At 59.3% G+C, this 17,670-nt stretch carries 18 protein-coding genes and 1 pseudogene; 14 read left to right on the forward strand and 5 right to left on the reverse strand.

The window, feature by feature from the left end; translation table 11 throughout:
- Window positions 1-205 precede the first annotated feature (205 nt).
- Window positions 206-1,177, forward strand: coding sequence for a peptide-methionine (R)-S-oxide reductase MsrB (gene msrB, locus H6B51_RS09280; protein WP_418055064.1), 972 nt, complete (start codon window positions 206-208; stop codon window positions 1,175-1,177).
- 96 nt (window positions 1,178-1,273) lie between these two features.
- Here the strand turns inward: msrB and H6B51_RS09285 are convergent, their stop codons facing one another.
- Complete coding sequence (locus H6B51_RS09285) at window positions 1,274-1,750, reverse strand: flavodoxin (RefSeq protein WP_204883414.1); 477 nt, start codon at window positions 1,748-1,750, stop codon at window positions 1,274-1,276.
- A gap of 539 nt (window positions 1,751-2,289) precedes the next feature.
- On the reverse strand, window positions 2,290-2,508 hold the full coding sequence (locus H6B51_RS09290; RefSeq protein ID WP_204883415.1) for an aspartate dehydrogenase: 219 nt from the start codon (window positions 2,506-2,508) through the stop codon (window positions 2,290-2,292).
- 346 nt (window positions 2,509-2,854) lie between these two features.
- On the opposite strand from H6B51_RS09290, the gene H6B51_RS09295 reads away from it, so the two are divergent.
- From H6B51_RS09295 to H6B51_RS09350, 12 genes are all read left to right on the forward strand, one after another.
- Window positions 2,855-3,640, forward strand: coding sequence for an ABC transporter permease (locus tag H6B51_RS09295; protein ID WP_204883416.1), 786 nt, complete (start codon window positions 2,855-2,857; stop codon window positions 3,638-3,640).
- Window positions 3,616-4,407 carry an ABC transporter ATP-binding protein gene (locus tag H6B51_RS09300; RefSeq protein WP_204883417.1) on the forward strand — a complete coding sequence of 264 codons (792 nt, stop codon included), beginning with the start codon at window positions 3,616-3,618 and terminating at the stop codon, window positions 4,405-4,407. The genes H6B51_RS09295 and H6B51_RS09300 overlap by 25 nt, the downstream gene beginning before the upstream one ends.
- A gap of 75 nt (window positions 4,408-4,482) precedes the next feature.
- Entirely contained in the window at window positions 4,483-5,535 is a 1,053-nt protein-coding gene (locus tag H6B51_RS09305) for an ABC transporter substrate-binding protein (RefSeq protein ID WP_204883418.1), read from the forward strand.
- A 124-nt stretch (window positions 5,536-5,659) separates the two neighbouring features.
- Window positions 5,660-7,180, forward strand: a complete 1,521-nt coding sequence (locus tag H6B51_RS09310) for a sensor histidine kinase (RefSeq protein ID WP_204883419.1) — start codon at window positions 5,660-5,662, stop codon at window positions 7,178-7,180.
- On the forward strand, window positions 7,177-7,842 hold the full coding sequence (locus H6B51_RS09315) for a response regulator transcription factor (protein ID WP_204883420.1): 666 nt from the start codon (window positions 7,177-7,179) through the stop codon (window positions 7,840-7,842). The genes H6B51_RS09310 and H6B51_RS09315 overlap by 4 nt, the downstream gene beginning before the upstream one ends.
- 34 nt (window positions 7,843-7,876) lie before the next feature.
- Window positions 7,877-8,692 carry a sugar phosphate isomerase family gene (locus H6B51_RS09320; protein WP_204883421.1) on the forward strand — a complete coding sequence of 272 codons (816 nt, stop codon included), beginning with the start codon at window positions 7,877-7,879 and terminating at the stop codon, window positions 8,690-8,692.
- Between the two features lie 8 nt (window positions 8,693-8,700).
- Window positions 8,701-9,846, forward strand: coding sequence for an N-acetylglucosamine-6-phosphate deacetylase (gene nagA / locus H6B51_RS09325; protein WP_204883422.1), 1,146 nt, complete (start codon window positions 8,701-8,703; stop codon window positions 9,844-9,846).
- 17 nt (window positions 9,847-9,863) lie between these two features.
- Window positions 9,864-11,012, forward strand: a complete 1,149-nt coding sequence (locus tag H6B51_RS09330) for a class II fructose-bisphosphate aldolase (RefSeq protein WP_204883423.1) — start codon at window positions 9,864-9,866, stop codon at window positions 11,010-11,012.
- Window positions 11,013-11,024: 12 nt separating this feature from the next.
- Window positions 11,025-11,861, forward strand: coding sequence for a triose-phosphate isomerase (locus tag H6B51_RS09335; RefSeq protein ID WP_204883424.1), 837 nt, complete (start codon window positions 11,025-11,027; stop codon window positions 11,859-11,861).
- 11 nt (window positions 11,862-11,872) lie between these two features.
- Window positions 11,873-13,333, forward strand: coding sequence for a lactate racemase domain-containing protein (locus tag H6B51_RS09340; RefSeq protein ID WP_204883425.1), 1,461 nt, complete (start codon window positions 11,873-11,875; stop codon window positions 13,331-13,333).
- Between the two features lie 13 nt (window positions 13,334-13,346).
- Window positions 13,347-14,510: a 6-phosphofructokinase gene (locus H6B51_RS09345; protein WP_243421219.1), complete on the forward strand. Its 1,164-nt coding sequence runs from the start codon at window positions 13,347-13,349 to the stop codon at window positions 14,508-14,510.
- A 5-nt stretch (window positions 14,511-14,515) separates the two neighbouring features.
- Window positions 14,516-15,295 (forward strand): sulfite exporter TauE/SafE family protein, encoded by a 780-nt coding sequence (locus H6B51_RS09350; protein WP_204883427.1) that lies wholly within the window; start codon window positions 14,516-14,518, stop codon window positions 15,293-15,295.
- 599 nt (window positions 15,296-15,894) lie between these two features.
- Here the strand turns inward: H6B51_RS09350 and H6B51_RS09355 are convergent.
- The 3 genes and pseudogenes from H6B51_RS09355 to H6B51_RS09370 all read right to left on the reverse strand — a co-directional run bounded on the left by H6B51_RS09355 (window position 15,895) and on the right by H6B51_RS09370 (window position 17,522).
- A complete protein-coding gene (locus H6B51_RS09355; protein WP_204883428.1) occupies window positions 15,895-16,170 on the reverse strand; it encodes a metal-sensing transcriptional repressor in 276 nt (91 codons plus the stop codon).
- Window positions 16,171-16,256: 86 nt separating this feature from the next.
- Window positions 16,257-17,056, reverse strand: a pseudogene (locus H6B51_RS18460) (recombinase family protein); the annotation flags it as partial.
- Window positions 17,043-17,522 carry a PcfB family protein gene (locus H6B51_RS09370; RefSeq protein WP_326928751.1) on the reverse strand — a complete coding sequence of 160 codons (480 nt, stop codon included), beginning with the start codon at window positions 17,520-17,522 and terminating at the stop codon, window positions 17,043-17,045. The pseudogene H6B51_RS18460 and the gene H6B51_RS09370, both read right to left, overlap by 14 nt.
- Between H6B51_RS09370 and H6B51_RS09375 the strand changes: the two genes are divergently transcribed.
- Window positions 17,491-17,670, forward strand: a 180-nt coding sequence (locus tag H6B51_RS09375; RefSeq protein ID WP_204883430.1) for a hypothetical protein, incomplete at its 3' end; no start/stop codon positions are given. The two genes, H6B51_RS09370 and H6B51_RS09375, sit on opposite strands and share 32 nt — an antisense overlap.

Consider the following 17,670-nt stretch of genomic DNA (forward strand, 5'->3'; position numbering starts at 1 on the left):
CCCATCTTCCTGGGCGCGCCAGAAACAGACACGCCAAGACTTTTGCCGCGCGCCGGATCCGGAGATTCCCGGGTCCGGCGTATTTTTTCCAAGGAGGTTGTCAAGCATGGGCAAGAAACGGTTCTCAGTTTTGCTTGTTGCGGCTCTGCTGCTGAGCGGCTGCTCCACGCCCCTTGTTGGGCGGGAGAGAGAAGAAAAAGCAGAGATGGATCTGGATAAGACGGAAAACGTCATCTATCTGGCGGGAGGCTGCTTCTGGGGCATCGAGGCCCTGATGCAGTCCATCCCCGGTGTGCTCGACGCTCAGAGCGGCTATGCCAATGGTACCGGCCCGGAGGACGCCGCCTATCAAACGGTGTGTACCGGGACGACAGGCTTTCGGGAGACGGTGCGGGTGGAGTACGACCCGGAGCGGGTCAGCCTAGACGCCCTGCTGCTGGCCTATTTCTATGTCATCGACCCAACGGTACAAAACCGTCAGGGCAATGACATTGGAAGTCAGTACCAGACCGGCGTTTATTACACCAACGACCGGGCGAAGGAGACGGTGGAGCGCATCGCGGCCATTGAGCGGGGACGCAGCCAGGCCTTTTTCGTGGAGATCGGACCCCTGGTGAACTTCTACCCGGCGGAGGAGTACCACCAGGACTATCTGGCCAAAAATCCCGGGGGCTACTGCCACATCCCCCGGGAAGAGATGGAGCTCTTTGCCGGGCTGCGCATCGACCCCGGCGACTATCAGAAGCCGGCGGCAGAGATCATCCGGGACAAGCTGACCGCGGAGCAGTACCGGGTCACCCAGGAGAGCGGGACCGAGCGGCCCTTTGACAATGCGTTCTGGGATCAGTTTGAGAAGGGCATCTATGTGGACGTGGTTACCGGGGAGCCGTTGTTCTCCTCCACAGACAAATTGAAAAGCGGCTGCGGATGGCCTGCCTTTTCCAAGCCCATCGAAGCCGCCGCCGTGGTGGAACGCCCGGACGTCAGCTTTGGGACGCGCCGCACTGAGGTCCGCAGCCGGGCGGGGGATTCCCATCTGGGCCATGTATTCGCCGGGGCCCCGGAGTCTCCCAACGGTGTACGCTACTGCATCAACAGCGCCGCTCTGCGCTTTATCCCCTATGCCAAACTGGAGGCCGAGGGGTACGGCTATCTGCTGGATCTCTTTGGATCATAGGACTGTATTGGGAAGGGGCTGCCGCACAATAACGCAGCAGCCCCAATATGATCAAACAAGCAGCGATGCCGCTGCTTCAATAGGTAGCGGAACACGTTACAGCTTCAGTCCCCCGGCCCAGGCTTTCAATTCCCCCTCGCTGACCTGGCCGTTGAGCATCCGGCCGTCCAGGATCTTTGCGCCGGGGGCGCTGGGCTGCAGGCCTGCCGCCGATTTGCCCAGGCCGCTGCCGCCGGAAGTGGCGAAGAGGACGATGGTTTTACCGGAGAAGTCATAGGCCTCCAGGAAGGTATTGAGGATGGTGGGGGCCACATACCACCACACGGGGAAGCCCAGGAAGATCACGTCGTGTCCGGCTACCGGGGCGTCGGCGTCGGCCAGAGCGGGCCGGGAGGATGGGTCTTGCATCTCCACGCTGGAGCGGGAGCCCTTGTCCATCCAGTTGAGATCGGCGCTGGTGTAAGGAACGGCGGGGCGGATCTCGTAGAGCTCGCCTCCCACGGCTTTTGCCAGGGCATTTGCCGCCTTGGCGGTGGTGCCGGTGGCGGAAAAATAAGCGACCAATGGGTTCATTGCAATGCCTCCTTATATGATTGTATACACCCATTGTAAGCCAGACGCCTATCAATGTACAATATGAATTTTCTGTTTCATGTAGAATGAACAAATCTGAAAGATTCGAAAGCCGAGTCTGTCAGAGCGATTGGGCATTAATTCGGCACAGGGCTTTTGGACGGATCTCGCCCCCAGACCTTGTAGCTTCCGCTGCGGCGCGTTTGAAGCTGGGCAGTCCGACGCGCTGATCCGGCGCGGCTGCGTACTGCTCCAGCCCTCCGTGGCATCGGCTTTGTCCCCGGGAGATCAAGTGCTGAGTACACCTTCTGCTGGAGGACGGACACGGAAAGGAGCGGCGCCTTGGCATACTGGAAATCAAGCGCGGCGTCGGCCCGGCGGCTGGATTATCTGCGCCGCGAGATTCAAGAAACACAGGAAGAGACTGGACGATAAAAGGCGGATACGCCATTTTGCAGTTTTAGAGAACACAAAGCGGGAGACAAACCTTGAACGCCGGCCTGCCCGCAACAGGAGGATAGATCCTGCTTATCGCAGGCCTAGTATTGGGTGGAAATCTCCCGCTCACCAATGCCATAGAGGCGTCGGAATTCATCCAGATCCGCTGGTGTGCGGATGAGCATGATCTCGGTAAATTTTCCGGTGCGCATATCCTGGAAGCCCGCCACCTTTTCCCCAGTACAGATGCTGGAGCGGATCATCGGCTTCTGTATGTTCTTATCATAGGCTTGCCTCTCCTGCTTTTTCTTAAAAATCATTCTGCGCCCCTCCTCTCCTGCCTGGACTTGTTCTGCCGCATGCCCTATGTCAATATCATACCGTTTGATGTGGGGCACTGTCAATGGCCCGGCATTCTCCGCATCAAAATGTATCACAGCGCCAAGAGTGGAGTGGCAAATATCAGCCAGGCAGATGCGAGATTGCTCTGTGTGGAGGGCAGCCATGAGGTGGGGTCTTGTTTTCATGACGGGACAGGGAACAGGGATGATAAAACTTCATACTTTTTATTTCGACAAAAACATTTATACTTAACTCATCAGTTGGTCGGGAAGGGCGTTTCCCGGCCCGGAGCGCAGACCATCAAGCGAAGAAGGAGCGAAGAGAATGGAACAGAAAAAACAATCCCTCGCCAGTCGGATCCCACCCAAGGTCTGGCTGCTCATTTCCTTTGCGGCGGCAATGCTGGTATGGTACATCCTGTCCATCATTCCCAACACCTCCCGTGCCTTTCCCAACGTAGTCGTGACCATCCAGGGCCTGATGACCATGGTGGAGCGAGGCGCCTTCTGGGAGGATCTGAGCAGCAGCCTGATCTCGGTAGCCCTGGGCTATGTGATCGGCTTCGTCATCGCCCTGCCCATGGCCATCCTGATGGCCTGGTATGTGCCGGTGCGCAACATCATTGAGCCCTGGATCCAGTTCATCCGCAACATCCCCCCTCTGGCCTATGTCCCTCTGATCGTCATGTGCTCCGGCGTGGGCCGGCTGCCCCAGGTGATCGTCATCACCATTGCCTGTTTCCTCATCATGTGCGTCACCATTTATCAGGGCGTCATCAACGTGGATGAGACCCTGATCAAGGCCGCCCGGGTGCTGGGCGCCACTGACCGGGATATCTTTACCCGGGTCATCACCCCCGCCACCCTGCCCTTCATCCTCACCGCCGTCCGGCTGGGCGCCTCCGTGGCCCTGACCACCCTGATCGCCGCTGAGTCCACCGGCGCTGTGGCCGGCCTGGGTATGCGCATCCGTTCCCTCAACAACACCTTTGACGCGGCCCCCATGCTGGCCTACGTCATCATCATCGGTATCATCGGCATCACCCTGGAGAAACTCATTAAATTTATGGAAAGGAAGCTGACGGGATGGCAGGAGAAGAGAGAGATCTGATCGTCAAGATCGATAACGTCCGCAAGGTATATAATACCCGAAAAGGCGAAATGGTTGCCCTCAATGGGGTAAATCTGGACATCTATGAGAACGAGTTCATCTGCGTGGTAGGCCCCTCCGGCTGCGGCAAGTCGACCCTGCTGAATATCATCGCCGGCCTCCATGACGCCACCTCCGGCGCCGTCTACTGCAAGGGCAAGAAGGTCACCGGTACCGGCACCGAACGGGGTGTGGTCTTCCAGCAATACGCCCTGTTCCCCTGGCTCACGGTGAAGAAGAACGTCATGTTCGCCCTGGAGATGAAGGGGATCAAGGGGAAGCAGGCAGAGGACGAGGCCATGAAGTACCTGGCCAAGGTGGATCTGACCAAGTTTGCCGACCACTATCCCAAGGAGCTGTCCGGCGGCATGAAGCAGCGGGTGGCCATTGCCCGGGCCTACGCCGCCAACCCGGAGGTGCTGCTGATGGACGAGCCCTTCGGCGCCCTGGACGCCCAGACCCGTACCCAGCTTCAGACTGAGCTGCTGGAGACCTGGGAAAAGGACCGGAAGACCTGCTTCTTCATTACCCACGATGTGGAAGAGGCCATCATCCTGGCCCAGAAGGTCATCATCATGTCCGCGCGTCCCGGCCGCATCAAGTCTATCGTCAATATCGACATCCCTTACCCCCGCACCCAGGAGACCAAGATGACTCCCCGGTTCCTGGAGCTGAAGAACGAGATCTGGAGCCAGGTGTATCAGGAGTATCTGGAGGTCCGGAAGTAATCCGGTGGACACAGCGCAAGCTGTTGAAGCAGATAAAAAGAGGCAGATCAAATCATGAAAACAGGAGGAATGAATGTGAAGAAGTTTCTTGCCATGCTGTTGGCCGCAGCCATGCTGTGCGCCCTGGCCGCTTGCGGCGGGGGCGGTACCACCACGCCCAACACCCCTTCCGGCGGCAGCGAGACCCAGACCGGCGCCTCCGGCGCGCCCTCTGTTGAGACCACTGAGATCAACATCGGCTATATGCCCAACTACGGCGGCATGTGGAGCATGATGACCGCGGTCAAGATGGGCTTCTTTGAGGAGGAGGGCCTGAAGGTCAATCTCACCGAGTTCCAGGACGGCCCCACCATCATTGCCGCCATGGAGAATGGCTCCGTGAACTTTGGTTACATCGGTCAGGGCGCCCACAAGCTGTGCGTGAAGGGCAACGCCACCATCATTGCCCTGTCCCACATTTCCAACGGCGACGCCCTCATCGGCGGCCCGGGCATCACCTCCGTGGAGGATCTGAAGGGCAAGACCGTGGCCTACTCCTCCGGCACCTCCAGCGAGGATATCCTGCGCAACTCTTTGGCCGCCCACAACATGACCATGGATGACATCACCGCCATGGACATGGACGCCGCCTCCGTGGTGACCGCCATGATGTCCAATGGCGTGGACGCCTGCGCCACCTGGTCTCCCAACAGCCTGACCATCCTGGATGGCATGGAGGGGGCCACCAAGCTCACCGACAACATGACCTTTGCCGATACCAGCGTGTCCCTGGCCAGCTGGATCGCCACCCCCGGGTACCTTGAGGCAAACCGAGATGTGGCTGTCCGTTTTGTGCGGGCTCTGTTCAAGGCCATGGACTATGCCTCTGACGGTCACTTTGAGGAGGTCGCCCAGTGGTCCTCCGAGCAGGCCAAGCTGGACTACCAGGCTTTCTACGATGAGCGCGGCGTGGCCGAGTGGCTCACCGGCCAGGAAGTGGTAAAGGGCGTAGCCGACGGCACGGTGAAGGGCTACTACGAGCTGCAGCAGAAGAACCTGCTGGACGGCGGCACCATTACCGAGGAGGACGTGTGCCCCGTGGAGAACTATGTGGACTTCGACCTGATGACAGAGGCCGGCAACTACTGATATTACCCCGTGAGGGGCGGCGGCGGCCCACCGCCGCCGCCCTTTTCGGGCAGTCCGGTTAAGGTTTGCAAGAAATGAGGGATGCATGTAGAATTGATACAGATGAATGCGGGAGGTTGATCGCATGCTGCTGGTATTGTCGTTTGGGCTGCTGATTGGATCAGTTCTGGCGCTCTGTGTCAAGAAAAACTGGGAGTCTCTTATCCTGGCCGGATTGTGCTTCAGTCTGACGGTCTACTTTGTGGGCCTGATGATGTTTATTGCCAAAAAGGGCGGACTGTCCCAGGAGGTCATGAATTTTCTCTTCTTTAACCGGGCTATCCGCACCTGGGTACAGTACCGGTTCATCACCCTGGGACAGCTGGGCTATCTGGTGGCCCTGGGACGCTATCTCTTCCCGCTGTGCCTGGTGGAGCTGGCCTTTCAGTATTCCATGCTGTCCGCGCTGCGGAAGGCTCCCCTGCTGCGCAGGCTGGCGGCAGTACTGCCAGCCCTGTCGCTGGTGCTCTATTATCCAGACCTGTACCGGCCCCTGATTGACAGGTGGCCCGGCATGCAGGATGCCCTGGTGCTGTTCTCCTACGTGTGGGTGCTGGCTTATGTGGTGCTGGCGGCGGTGCTGCTGGTGGTAGAGTACTGCTCCACCACCATGCGGTTTTCCAGGCGGAGCTTTCTGCCTATCCTGGTTTCCCTGATGGCTCTGGCGGTGTTGTATATCCTTTACTGTGGCCAGGATCCCGGCCAGGTTTACCGATTCTACAGCTATGATTACGTGTGGATCAAGGGCGTGGGCTATCTTCAGTTCACACTGAATCTGGGGGGATATATCTTCCTGGTGGCGATCAACGTGATCTGTGGAGTGCTGGGCCTGGGCAGTCTCCTGCGGTATACCCAGACCAGCTTTTCCTCCGACCGGGACGAGGTGGTGCTGGAGCGCAAGTTTGACGTGGCCCGTACCGGGGCGTCGGTCTTCGTCCACAGTATCAAAAACCAGCTGTTGGCCAACCGGGTTCTTTACAAGCGCATCCGGGCCGAGCTGCAGCAGGAGGTCCCTGATCTGGAAAAGGTGCGCGCCTATTCCAGCAGTCTGTGCGATAACAATGAGCTTCTCATCAGCCGCTCCGAGGAACTCTACCGTACAGTCAAAGCCAAGTCGGTCCGTTTGGTACCGGTGAAACTGGATCGCCTGGAGAAGATCACCCTGGACCGCTTCTACAAAAAATATCCGGATGGCCGGGTGCGTATCCTGCTGGACCGGGAGGTGCAGGTGCTGGCCGACGAAAATTATCTCAGCGAGGCCCTGTACAACCTGCTTACAAACGCCTGGGAAGCCACCATCGGATACGAGGAAGCCAGACCAGTGGAGCTGGTAAGCCATCAGGAGCGGCTGTATACCGTGCTGGAGGTGCGGGACCATGGACCCGGCATCCGGCCGGAGGAGTTCAAGCATATTTTTGAGCCCTTTTATTCCAGCAAAAACGCAAATTTCAACTGGGGCATGGGCCTGTACCATGTCCGTACCATTGTGCGCAGCCACTTGGGTTCTCTCCGGGTGGAGAATCGTCCCGAGGGAGGAGCCTCCTTCTATATCCTGCTGCCCCGCTATGGTACAGTCCGCTGGGGAGCGGGGAGGAAGATGATATGATTCGCATATTAGTTGCCGAGGATTTTGACCTGATCCGGGAGGATCTGTGCGACGTTCTGGGTCAGCAGGAGGATATGACCGTGGTGGGCAGCGCGGCCAGCGGTAAGGAGATCGAGGCCCTGGCCGCCGCCGTGGAGTTTGACCTGATCCTGATGGATATCGAAATGGAGACCACCACCGCAGGCATCCGGGCCACCGAGCGTATCCTGGAGCACAAGCCGGACGCCAAGATCCTCTTTCTGACGGCCCACGAGACCGACAGCATGATCCTCACCTCCATGGGAGCCGGGGCGGTGGACTACATCGTCAAGGGCTGTGAGGATGACGAGCTGCTTCAGCACATCCGGGGCGCCTACGCCGGCCGCGCTATGCTGGATGGGAAGATCCAGAACCTGCTGCTGAAGGAATACTCCCGCCTGCGTACCTCGGAGCGTTCCCTGCTCTTTTTCATCAGCACGGTCTCTCAGCTTACCGCAGCCGAGCGGGACCTGGTGCGGCTGCTGCTGGAGGACAAGAAGATCAAGGAGATCGCCGCCCAGCGGTGTGTAGAGGTGGTCACCATCAAGACCCAGATCAAAAGTCTGCTGCGCAAGTTCGGGTGCAGCCGCACCAAGGAGATCGTGGATACCATCCGGGAGCTGAACGTATCCCATCTGTTCTGACCATTCCACCCCACAATCAGAAAGGAAGATCCGCATGGATTACTATCGTATTTCCGCCCAGGACCTGGGCAAGGACGCCAAGATCCCCGTGGTCAAGCTGGGGGACTCCGGCGAGGTGTTCTATGAGATCGCCATGGAGATGATCAACACCATCAAGGCCCACAACGAAAAGGGGGAGAAGACCGTCTTCATCTGCCCCGTGGGTCCGGTGGGCCAGTATCCCGTATTCGTCCGCCTGGTGAACCGGGATCGGATCAGCCTGAAACACTGCTGGTTCATCAATATGGACGAATACCTCAACGACGACGACACCTATATCTCCAAGGACAGCCCCCTGTCCTTCCGGGGCTTTATGGAGCGCACCGTGTACACCCAGGTGGATCCCGAGCTGCTGATGCCCCCGGAGCAGCGGATTTTCCCGGACCCCGCCGACCCGGGCAAGGTGGACCGGCTCATTGAGGAGCTGGGGGGCGTGGATATCGCCTTCGGCGGCATCGGCATCAACGGACACCTGGCCTTCAACGAGTCCAGAGAGGACATGACGGCGGAGCAGTTTGCCGCCCAGGGCACCCGGGCTCTGTCCCTCAATCCGGAGACCCGCACCGCCAACGCCATCGGCGACCGCTGCGGCGCCATCGACGCCATGCCCAGCCGGGCGGTGACCATCGGCATCAAGCAGATCCTGGGGGCCCGGAAGGTGCGCCTGGGGGTGTTCCGGGAGTGGCACCGTTCTGTGGTACGGCAGGCTGCCTACGGTGAGGTCACCGCCCATTTCCCCGCCAGCCTGCTGCAAAACCACCCTGACGCTATCATCTTCACCAATGCCCTGGCCGCCGGCCAGCCCTTCTGAGGCGGTATATGAAAAGAACACTGTTTACCAATGGCCTGGTTTATGTGGGAGACCGGTTCCAGCCGCTGGACCTGCTGGTTCAGGATGGACGGATCGCGGGATTCCCCGGTCCGGGGGCCAGAGCCGATGAGGTGGTGGATCTGAAGAGCCGGATGCTGGTGCCCGGATTCCTGGATCTCCACACCCATGGGGGAGACGGAGTGGATGTGAATGCCGCCACCGCGGAGGATCTGGCCAAAATTGGCCGGTTTTTTGCCAAAAACGGCACCACCGGCTGGCTGTGCTCCATCCTCACCGACACGCCGGAGCAAACCCTGTGGTGTATCAGGCAGGCCAGAGAGGCCATGGATGCTCCCATTACCGGGGCCCGGCTGATGGGCATCCATCTGGAGGGTCCCTTCCTGGCTCCCGAATATAAAGGGGCCATGCCGGAGCACCTGCTGCAAAAGGGGAGCGCGGAGCTCTTCCGCAAGTACCAGGCTGCCGCCGACGGGGCGGTGCGCTATATGACCGTGTCCCCCGAGGTGGAGGGGGTGGTGGAGATGATCGGGGAGATCGCCGGTCACATCACCGTTGCCATCGGTCACTCGGGGGCGGACTACGAAACCGCCTGCGCCGCCATCGACGCGGGGGCCGCCGCCTGCACCCACACCTTTAACGCCATGGGCCTGTTCCACCAGCACCGGCCTGCCATTATGGGGGCAGTGCTGGAGCGGCCGGTGATGTGCGAGGCCATCTGCGACGGCCGCCACCTCCATCCTGGTTCTGTCCGGATGCTTCTGGCCTGCAAGGGTTGGGACAGGGTGGTGGCGGTGACCGATTCCATCCAGGCCGCCGGTTTGCCTGACGGGCGCTATAAGCTGGGAGTCAATGACGTAGTGGTGGAGGACGGGGACGCCAAGCTGGCGTCCAACGGCGTCCGGGCCGGCTCCACTCTGACCACCGGACAGGCCCTGAAAAACCTGGTGCAGTTTACCGGCGAGCCGGTGGAGCGTGTGCTTCCTCTGCTCACCCGCAATCCCGCCCGCCTTATCGGCATGGACCACCGGAAGGGCTCCATCGCCCCGGGGAAGGACGCCGACCTGGTGATCCTGGACGGAAAATTGAATGTAACCGCAACCTATGTGGCCGGCGTTTGTGTATACGCCGAATGATGTAAGGAGGAATTATTATGCCGCTGGTACCCCTGAGACCTTTGATGGAAGCTGCTGAGCAGCACAACTATGCCCAGGGCGCGTTCAACGTCAACGCCGTGGCCCAGGCCAAGGCCGTCATTGAGATGCACGAGACCTTCCGTTCCCCCGCCATCCTGCAGGGCGCCGACCTGGCCAACGCCTTCATGGGCGGCCGGGTAGACTTTGCCAACGGCACCCTGGAGGACAAGAAGAAGGGGGCCCGCAACATCGCCGCCGCCGTGAAGAAGTACGGCGAAAACTCTCCCATCCCCGTGGTGCTCCACCTGGACCACGGAAAAAACTTCGACTCCTGTGTGGCCGCCATCGAGGGAGGCTATACCTCGGTCATGATCGACGGATCCTCTCTTCCCCTGGAGCAGAACATTGAGCTCACCCGTGAGGTGGTCAAGTATGCCCACGCCCGTGGTGTGTCGGTAGAAGGCGAGCTGGGGGTGCTGGGCGGCCAGGAGGATCATGTGTTTGCCGCTACCTCCACCTACACCAACCCTCTGGACGCGGTGCGTTTTATCCAGGAGACCGAGGTGGACGCCCTGGCCATCTCCTACGGCACCCAGCACGGCGCCAATAAGGGGAAGGACGCCAAGCTCCGCAAGGAGATCCCCATCGCCATCAAGGAGTGCATCAACCGCCTGGGCATCTTCTGCGCTCTGGTGTCTCACGGCTCCTCCACTGTGCCCCAGTACATCGTCAAGGAGATCAACGATCTGGGCGGCGACATTCAGAACGCCTATGGCATCCAGGTGGAGCGGCTCATGGAGGCGATCCCCTGCGGTATCCGCAAGATCAATGTGGACACCGACATCCGCCTGGCTGTCACCCGCAACATGAAGGAGCTCTTTGCTCAGCAGCCTGCCCTCCAGAACAGCCCCTCCATCGGCGGCGTGTACGCCCTGCTGGAGGAGAAGAAGTCCGCCTTCGATCCCCGTGTGTTTTTCCCGCCCATCATGGACACCGTCCTCACCGGAAACCTGCCTGACGACGACGTGGCCCTGCTGATGAGCCGGGTGGAGGCAGGCGTGAAGGAGGCCGTGGGCTCCCTCATCGTGGGCTTCGGCTCCTACGGCAAGGCGCCTCTGGTGCAGCAGAAGTCCCTGGAGGACATGATCGACTTCTACAAGAAGTAAGGAGTAGCGGGAATGAAGCATCTCTATCTGAATTTGAAGCGGTTTGACGTACCCGTGGAGTTCGGCGGGGTCAACCGCATCGCCCCGGTGACTGACTGGGGCAAGTATATCGTGGAGCACACCCAGGAGGGATTGAAGAAGTACGACCCCGCTGAGGCGGAGTTTGTCCAGTACTTCCCCGAGGCCCACATCCTGGGTGCCGTGGCCGCCCGGTGTGAGCACAGCCCGGTGCAGGTGGGCTCCCAGAGCGTCTACCGCATGAACACCGCGGTGGGGGGCAACTTCGGCGCCTTCACCACCAACCGCCCCGCCTCCATTGTCAGGGCCATGGGATGTACCTCCACCATCATCGGCCACTGCGAGGAGCGCAACGACAAGATGGGCGTGCTGGCCGAGGCCGGCGTCACCGATACCGCCGCCGTCAACCGGCTGCTCAACCAGGAGATACGCCTGGCCATTCAGCAGGGCCTGACCGTGCTCTACTGCATCGGCGAGAAGAGCGAGGAGCAGGAGCAGTGGCAGCAGGTGCTGGGGGATCAGCTGAAGATCGGCCTGGACGGGGTGGATCCCTCCAAGGTGGTCATCGCCTACGAGCCCATCTGGTCCATCGGCCCCGGCAAGACCCCCGCCGGCAAAGAGTACATCACCAAGATCGCCAGGTTCGTCAAGGAGCAGACCGGCGGCCTGGACGTGGTGTACGGCGGCGGCCTGAAGGTGGACAACGCCGAGATGCTGGCCTCTATCGACGAGATCGACGGCGGCCTCATTGCCCTGACCCGGTTCCAGGGGGAGATCGGCTTCTATCCGGAGGAATACCTGGAGATCATCAAGACCTATTTGGGTAAGTAAGGAGACAATACATGAAGCTTGACTTTGAATATGGCCAGGGCCTGATGAGCGCCAACCTGCCCGACAACACCGACGTATTTATCCCCGGCACCACCGTGCCCGATCCCCCCTGCCTGCCCCAGGACTGGGACAGCCTGTACAAGGCCACCCTGGACTCCATCCGCAACCCCATGGGCATGAAGCCCCTGAAGGAGCTGGCCGGTCCCGGCAAGACGGTGGTCTTTGTCATCCCTGACATCGTGAAGGGCGGCTGCCAGCCCACCTCCCATCGGAAGGTGTCCATCCGGGCCTGCCTGGACGAGCTGTACGCCGCCGGTGTGGAGAAGAAGGACATCCTGTTTATGTTCTCCAACGGCCTGCACCCCCGGGCCACCGTATCCGAGATGAAGCAGATCCTGGGAGAGGAGCTGTTCAGCGAGTTCTACTGGACCAATCAGATCACCAGCCACGACTCCGAGGACTACGAGCACATGGTGGACCTGGGTACCACCGAGCGGGGAGACCCGGTGCTGATGAACAAGTATGTCTTTGACTGCGACCTGCCCATCCTCATCGGCCATACCCAGGGAAATCCCTACGGCGGTTATTCCGGCGGCTACAAGCACTGCGCCACCGGCATCACCCACTGGCGGAGCATCGCCAGCCACCATGTACCCAAGGTCATGCACCGGGACGACTTCACCCCTGTGTCCGGCCACTCTCTCATGCGCACCAAGTTCGACGAGATCGGCATGCACATGGAGGAGAAGATGGGACATCCCTTCTTCTGCTGCGACGCGGTCCTGGACACCTACTCCCGGCAGATCGCCATCTACTCCGGCTACGCCAAGGTGATGCAGCCCGAGTCTTGGAAGCTGGCCAACCAGCGCACCTACGTGCCCTATGCCGAAAAGAAGTACGACGTGATGGTGTTCGGTATGCCCCAGGCCTTCCATTACGGCAACGGCATGGGCACAAACCCCATCCAGATGATGCAGGCCCTTTCCGCCCAGGTCATCCGCCACAAGCGGGTCATGAAGGACAACTGCGTCATCATCTGCTCCTCCATCTGCAACGGTTACTTCCACGATGAACGGTGGCCCTACCTGCGGGAGCTGTACGAGATGTTCCAGCACGACTATATGAACATTCTGCCCGACATGGACCGGTACGGCGAATACTTTGCCACCAACCAGGAGTACATCCGCAAGTACCGCTTCTGCAACGCCTTCCACCCCTTCCACGGCTTCTCCATGATGAGCTGCGGCCACATCGCCGAGATGAACACCTCCGCCATCTACATCGTGGGCGCTCAGGAGCCCGGCATTGCCCGGGGTATGGGCCTTAAGACCAGGGCCACCTTCGAGGAGGCTCTGGAGGACGCCAAGAAGAAATTTGTGGGGGAGAACCCCAATATCCTGGCTCTGCCCCAGACCTTCAAGCTGGGCGCCGTCCATCTGTGCATGAAGGACGACGACCTGAGCAATGTGTAAGGAGGGCGCTGTTATGCTGAAAGGAAATATGCTCATCGCCCACGGCGGCGGCCCCACCCCGGTCATCAACAGCTCCCTGCTGGGGGCTGTCCGGGAGGCCAAGCTCCACGGCGAGATCGAGACCATCTATGGCGCCCGCTTTGGCGCCGAGGGCATCCTGGCCGGGGATTTGATCGACCTGGGCAAGTTTGCCGACGAGGATCTGGCCCTGCTGGCCAAGACCCCCGCCTCCGCCCTGGGCTCCTGCCGCCGCAAGCTCACCGACGCCGACTATCCCGCCGTGCTGGAGTGCTTCAAGAAGTTCAACATCCGCTATTTCTTCTATAACGGCGGTAACGACTCCATGGACACCTGCAACAAGATCTACAACCTGTCGGTGGAGACCGGCTATGAGCTGCGGGTCATCGGCATCCCCAAGACCATCGACAACGACCTGGACGTCACCGACCACTGTCCCGGCTTCGGCTCGGCCGCCAAGTACGCCGCCGTCTCCGCCTTGGAGCTGGCCCAGGATGTATCCGCGCTGCCCATCCACGTGGTGGTGATGGAAATGATGGGCCGCAACGCCGGTTGGATCACCGCTGCCTCAGCCCTGTATGCCGATCTGATGCCCTGTGAGCAGCTGGTATATCTGCCCGAGGTGGCCTTCGACAAGGAGCGGTTCCTGGCTGCCGTAAAGGAGAAGTGGGCCAAAGGCCGCGGCCTTCTGGTCACGATCTCCGAGGGCATCCATTATGCCGACGGCTCCCCCGTAGCCGACTCCGGCGTGGTGGACGGCTTTGGCCACAAGGTACCCGGCGGCGCCGCCCAGGCCCTCAGCGACATGATCATGCGGGAGACCGGCCTCAAGTCCCGGTCTGAGAAGCCCGGCCTGCTGGGCCGGGTGAGCGTGGCCCTTATGTCCGAGGTGGACCAGAAGGAGGCCGAGGAGGCCGGCGCCTGCGCCGTCCGCTCCGCTGTGGCGGGCAAGACCGGCTACATGGTGGGCTTTGAGACCGCCCGGGAGCCCTATGCCTCCCAGACCATCCTCATTCCCCTGGAGCAGGTGGCCAACGCCGAGAAAAAGTTCCCCCTGGAGTGGATCGGCGACGACGGGGCCAGCATCCGGCCCGCTTTCAAGGCCTACTGCGAGCCCCTCATCGGGGCCTATGACAGCCGGTTCATCTCCCTGCGGTAGTTGCCATGCAGACGCTGTTTGACTTCCTGGTGTGTATCATCGCCACTACCATCGGCGGCATCAGCGGGGTGGGAGGGGGCGTCATCATCAAGCCGGTGATGGATGCCACTTCCGGCCTGCCGGTGGCAACCATCAGCTTCCTCTCCGGCTGCACCGTACTGGCCATGACCATTACCTCCATGGTGCGCAGCATCGGGGGAGAGCTTAAGGTGGAGCCCCGGAGAGGTACCCTGCTGGCCATCGGCGGGGCGGTGGGCGGTATCGTGGGCAAGGAGCTCTTTGAACTGGTGCGGTCTGCCGGTGGAGCCATGGTATCAGTAGCCCAGCAGGTTCTGATGATCGCCCTCACCCTGGGGGTGCTGGCTTATACCCTGAACCGGACCCGCATCCGCACACTGGACGTAAAAAACGGTGCGGCCTGTTTGGTCATCGGCCTGGTGCTGGGGGTGTTGTCCTCCTTCCTTGGCATCGGTGGCGGGCCTATCAACCTGGCGGTGCTCTTCTACTTCTTTTCCATGGACTCCAAGACCGCCGCCCTCAATTCACTGTATATCATCCTCTTTTCCCAGGGGGCCAGCTTCCTGAACACGGTGGTACGCAACACGGTGCCCCAGTTTGAGTGGACCGTGCTTGCCGCCATGGTGGCAGGCGGCGTTTTGGGCGGCACCATAGGCCGCAGCTTCAGCCGCCGGATGGACAACAGGGCGGTGGACAGGCTCTTTTTCTGGTTGCTACTGGTGATTACCGGCATCAGTGTATACAACCTGGTTCGGTGTTTCCACTAGCATACATTCATCTCCTCTTTTTTCGCAGCGGCGCCGCAGGCAAAAGGCCTGCGGCGCCGCTGTTTTAGGGACTATGCCGTTGGGTAAACCGGAAGGAACGTGAAAACTGAGCTTGTTAAGGACGGCTTTCTCCACTTTAGCAGGAAAACGCCATGCAGACGCGTGGAAAATTGTGGATGCAAGACCGGACCGTTGCTGTCGCTCTGGTTTCATCCGACGGTCCCAGTGCCTTTGTCAGAGCCTCGCGGCTTGGACAGGTATAGGAAAAGAGACTTCCCGTTTTGGTCTCCGCAAGGGTGGCAGAGCAATGGCGGATCAGCATATCCTCTGACATAAGCTTCCTCCTTATATTGTAAGCCTATCCTGAGGCATGAGGTTAGTAACGCTAATACAGACCGAAATGGAAAACGTCTGCTATTCTGCCTGGATTAGCGGGCGCTAACTATACGTTATGATTGAATAGAGAGAGCTTCCTTTGTCAAGAAAAATGTTTTTGCGCGAATAAACCGAACCAAACATGATGTTGTTTCATTATTATGGGGAGTCGTGAGTGTCAAAGGTAAAAGACAAGGCAGCCGAAGTAGGCTGACTTGTCGACCTTACTTCATATTCGCAAAGCGTTCTACGGCTTTTGTAAAACTCTCGATGGTCTTATCGGCATCGCCATGTTCGATTCCGTTCCGGACACAGTGCTTAATGTGCCCTTCCAGAACGACCTGACCCGCCCGGTGCAGAGCGGATTTTGCCGCATTGATTTGGGATAGGATATCTTCACAGGCCACGTCCTCATCCACCATACGATCAATGGCTTGAACCTGACCAATGATTTTCTTCAGACGACGGTGCAAATTATCTGCGTCCATGCATTGTCTCATTCTTACACCTCCATACTGTTAGGGGTATGTGTATAGGGGGCTTCGGTGGCAATCGGCTTTCCGCTCATGCCTTTGGTTTTAATGCCCGTTTTCACTTTCTTGCTGATGTCCTTTGCGTACCACTCCGACATGATGTTGATAAAGGGGGCAAACTCCAATGTGTCGGGCTTCTCGCTGTCAATGCCGTTGTTGACCGCGATAAAGCGCACGTTGTTCCGTCTGAATATCTCCATAGCGTTGCCGACTTGGAGATAGTCGCGCCCCCAGCGGGTAAGATCTTTCATAATGCAGACACCGATTTTGCCGTTTTCCACATCGTCCATCATGCGGGAGTAGGCAGAACGGTCAAAAAATCTGCCGCTTTCGTCATCGTCGATGTAGTGCCGGATATTGGTTAGGTGCTGCCCTCTGGCGTAGTTCTCCAAAAAGATTTTCTGGTTCTGTATGCTGTTGCTCTCGCCGCCGTCCCTGTCCTCGTCGCCTACGGAAAGGCGGGAGTAAAGGGCTGTGATTTTGCTATAATCAGTCATGTGCATAACCTCCTGTGCGTCCATGTAGAGTTCCTTTACACTTAAAATTATGCACTCCAGCGGGCCGATCCGTATTCTTCATCCCGTCTAAATTTCTTTGCGTTCTTGCTTTTGAAGTAGATCAGCAGGCGGAAGCCTGCCGCACCCACAATGCCGATGAGCCAGTCAAAGGGATTGAGCCCCGGCGCAAAGTCGGCAAAGGCCGGGCCGATAGTCTGCCCCAGCCCCATGAGCTTATGGGCGAAATCCGCGCCAGCGGCCAGACGGTAAGCCGTCCCCAGCTTTAAGCAGGCCCACAGCACAAACAGATAGGGGATGTTGGGGAGTACATATTTTTTGATGTTATCTGTCCTCACGAACCGCCTCCTTTACCCGTTCCCGCTTGCGGGGCTTTTCCTTCGCAAGCTGATCCGCCGCCTGTTTAAGCTGTTCCCGGATGGGGATGCGGCGGGATTTGGATTTATTCAGCACCTTCCGCGAGTATTCAGAAAAGCAGGCGGTGATCGCATCCGCCTGCCCCGACTTGAAAAACAACAGGTATTTGTCCGGCCCGGTTTTATAAAAGGCATAGTCTACATTCCACTTCCGGGCCACCCGGTCAAAAGCCTTCGTGTCCCCGGAAAGCTCAATGCTGTTTGTAGCCGCGCCGTGTCCCATGAGCTTTTTCACGCTCTGCCTGCCGTGGGGCGTTTGGTGTTCCCGGTAAGCCTTGCGGATCTTCCGGCCCACAGCCCCCAGCACATAGGCAAGGCCCCGCGCCGTTAGCTTGCTGGCCCGGACAGAAATTGCTATGGTACGCCGGGAAACATCTTCATCAATCAGTTATACCGCCTCCTTTCCGGCGGCCACCTCGGGACAAAGTGGAGCTGTTGACAAAGTACTCTTTAAAAATCTGTATTGGAAAATTGACAAGAAAAAAGACGCCCACTGGCGTCATTTCATGGCCCATATCATCCGTTTCAAGTTCAAA

This window comes from Pseudoflavonifractor phocaeensis, from assembly GCF_016901955.1.
In the GTDB taxonomy this organism is placed as follows: domain Bacteria; phylum Bacillota; class Clostridia; order Oscillospirales; family Oscillospiraceae; genus Flavonifractor; species Flavonifractor phocaeensis_A.

Bases quoted from the DNA above. Each gene is read 5' to 3' on its own strand.
- msrB (WP_418055064.1), top strand. From the start codon at position 206: ATGGATCTGGATAAGACGGAAAACGTCATCTATCTGGCGGGAGGCTGC.
- H6B51_RS09285 (WP_204883414.1), bottom strand. From the start codon at position 1,750: ATGAACCCATTGGTCGCTTATTTTTCCGCCACCGGCACCACCGCCAAG.
- H6B51_RS09290 (WP_204883415.1), bottom strand. From the start codon at position 2,508: ATGATTTTTAAGAAAAAGCAGGAGAGGCAAGCCTATGATAAGAACATA.
- H6B51_RS09295 (WP_204883416.1), top strand. From the start codon at position 2,855: ATGGAACAGAAAAAACAATCCCTCGCCAGTCGGATCCCACCCAAGGTC.
- H6B51_RS09300 (WP_204883417.1), top strand. From the start codon at position 3,616: ATGGCAGGAGAAGAGAGAGATCTGATCGTCAAGATCGATAACGTCCGC.
- H6B51_RS09310 (WP_204883419.1), top strand. From the start codon at position 5,660: ATGCTGCTGGTATTGTCGTTTGGGCTGCTGATTGGATCAGTTCTGGCG.
- H6B51_RS09315 (WP_204883420.1), top strand. From the start codon at position 7,177: ATGATTCGCATATTAGTTGCCGAGGATTTTGACCTGATCCGGGAGGAT.
- H6B51_RS09320 (WP_204883421.1), top strand. From the start codon at position 7,877: ATGGATTACTATCGTATTTCCGCCCAGGACCTGGGCAAGGACGCCAAG.
- nagA (WP_204883422.1), top strand. From the start codon at position 8,701: ATGAAAAGAACACTGTTTACCAATGGCCTGGTTTATGTGGGAGACCGG.
- H6B51_RS09330 (WP_204883423.1), top strand. From the start codon at position 9,864: ATGCCGCTGGTACCCCTGAGACCTTTGATGGAAGCTGCTGAGCAGCAC.
- H6B51_RS09335 (WP_204883424.1), top strand. From the start codon at position 11,025: ATGAAGCATCTCTATCTGAATTTGAAGCGGTTTGACGTACCCGTGGAG.
- H6B51_RS09340 (WP_204883425.1), top strand. From the start codon at position 11,873: ATGAAGCTTGACTTTGAATATGGCCAGGGCCTGATGAGCGCCAACCTG.
- H6B51_RS09345 (WP_243421219.1), top strand. From the start codon at position 13,347: ATGCTGAAAGGAAATATGCTCATCGCCCACGGCGGCGGCCCCACCCCG.
- H6B51_RS09350 (WP_204883427.1), top strand. From the start codon at position 14,516: ATGCAGACGCTGTTTGACTTCCTGGTGTGTATCATCGCCACTACCATC.
- H6B51_RS09355 (WP_204883428.1), bottom strand. From the start codon at position 16,170: ATGAGACAATGCATGGACGCAGATAATTTGCACCGTCGTCTGAAGAAA.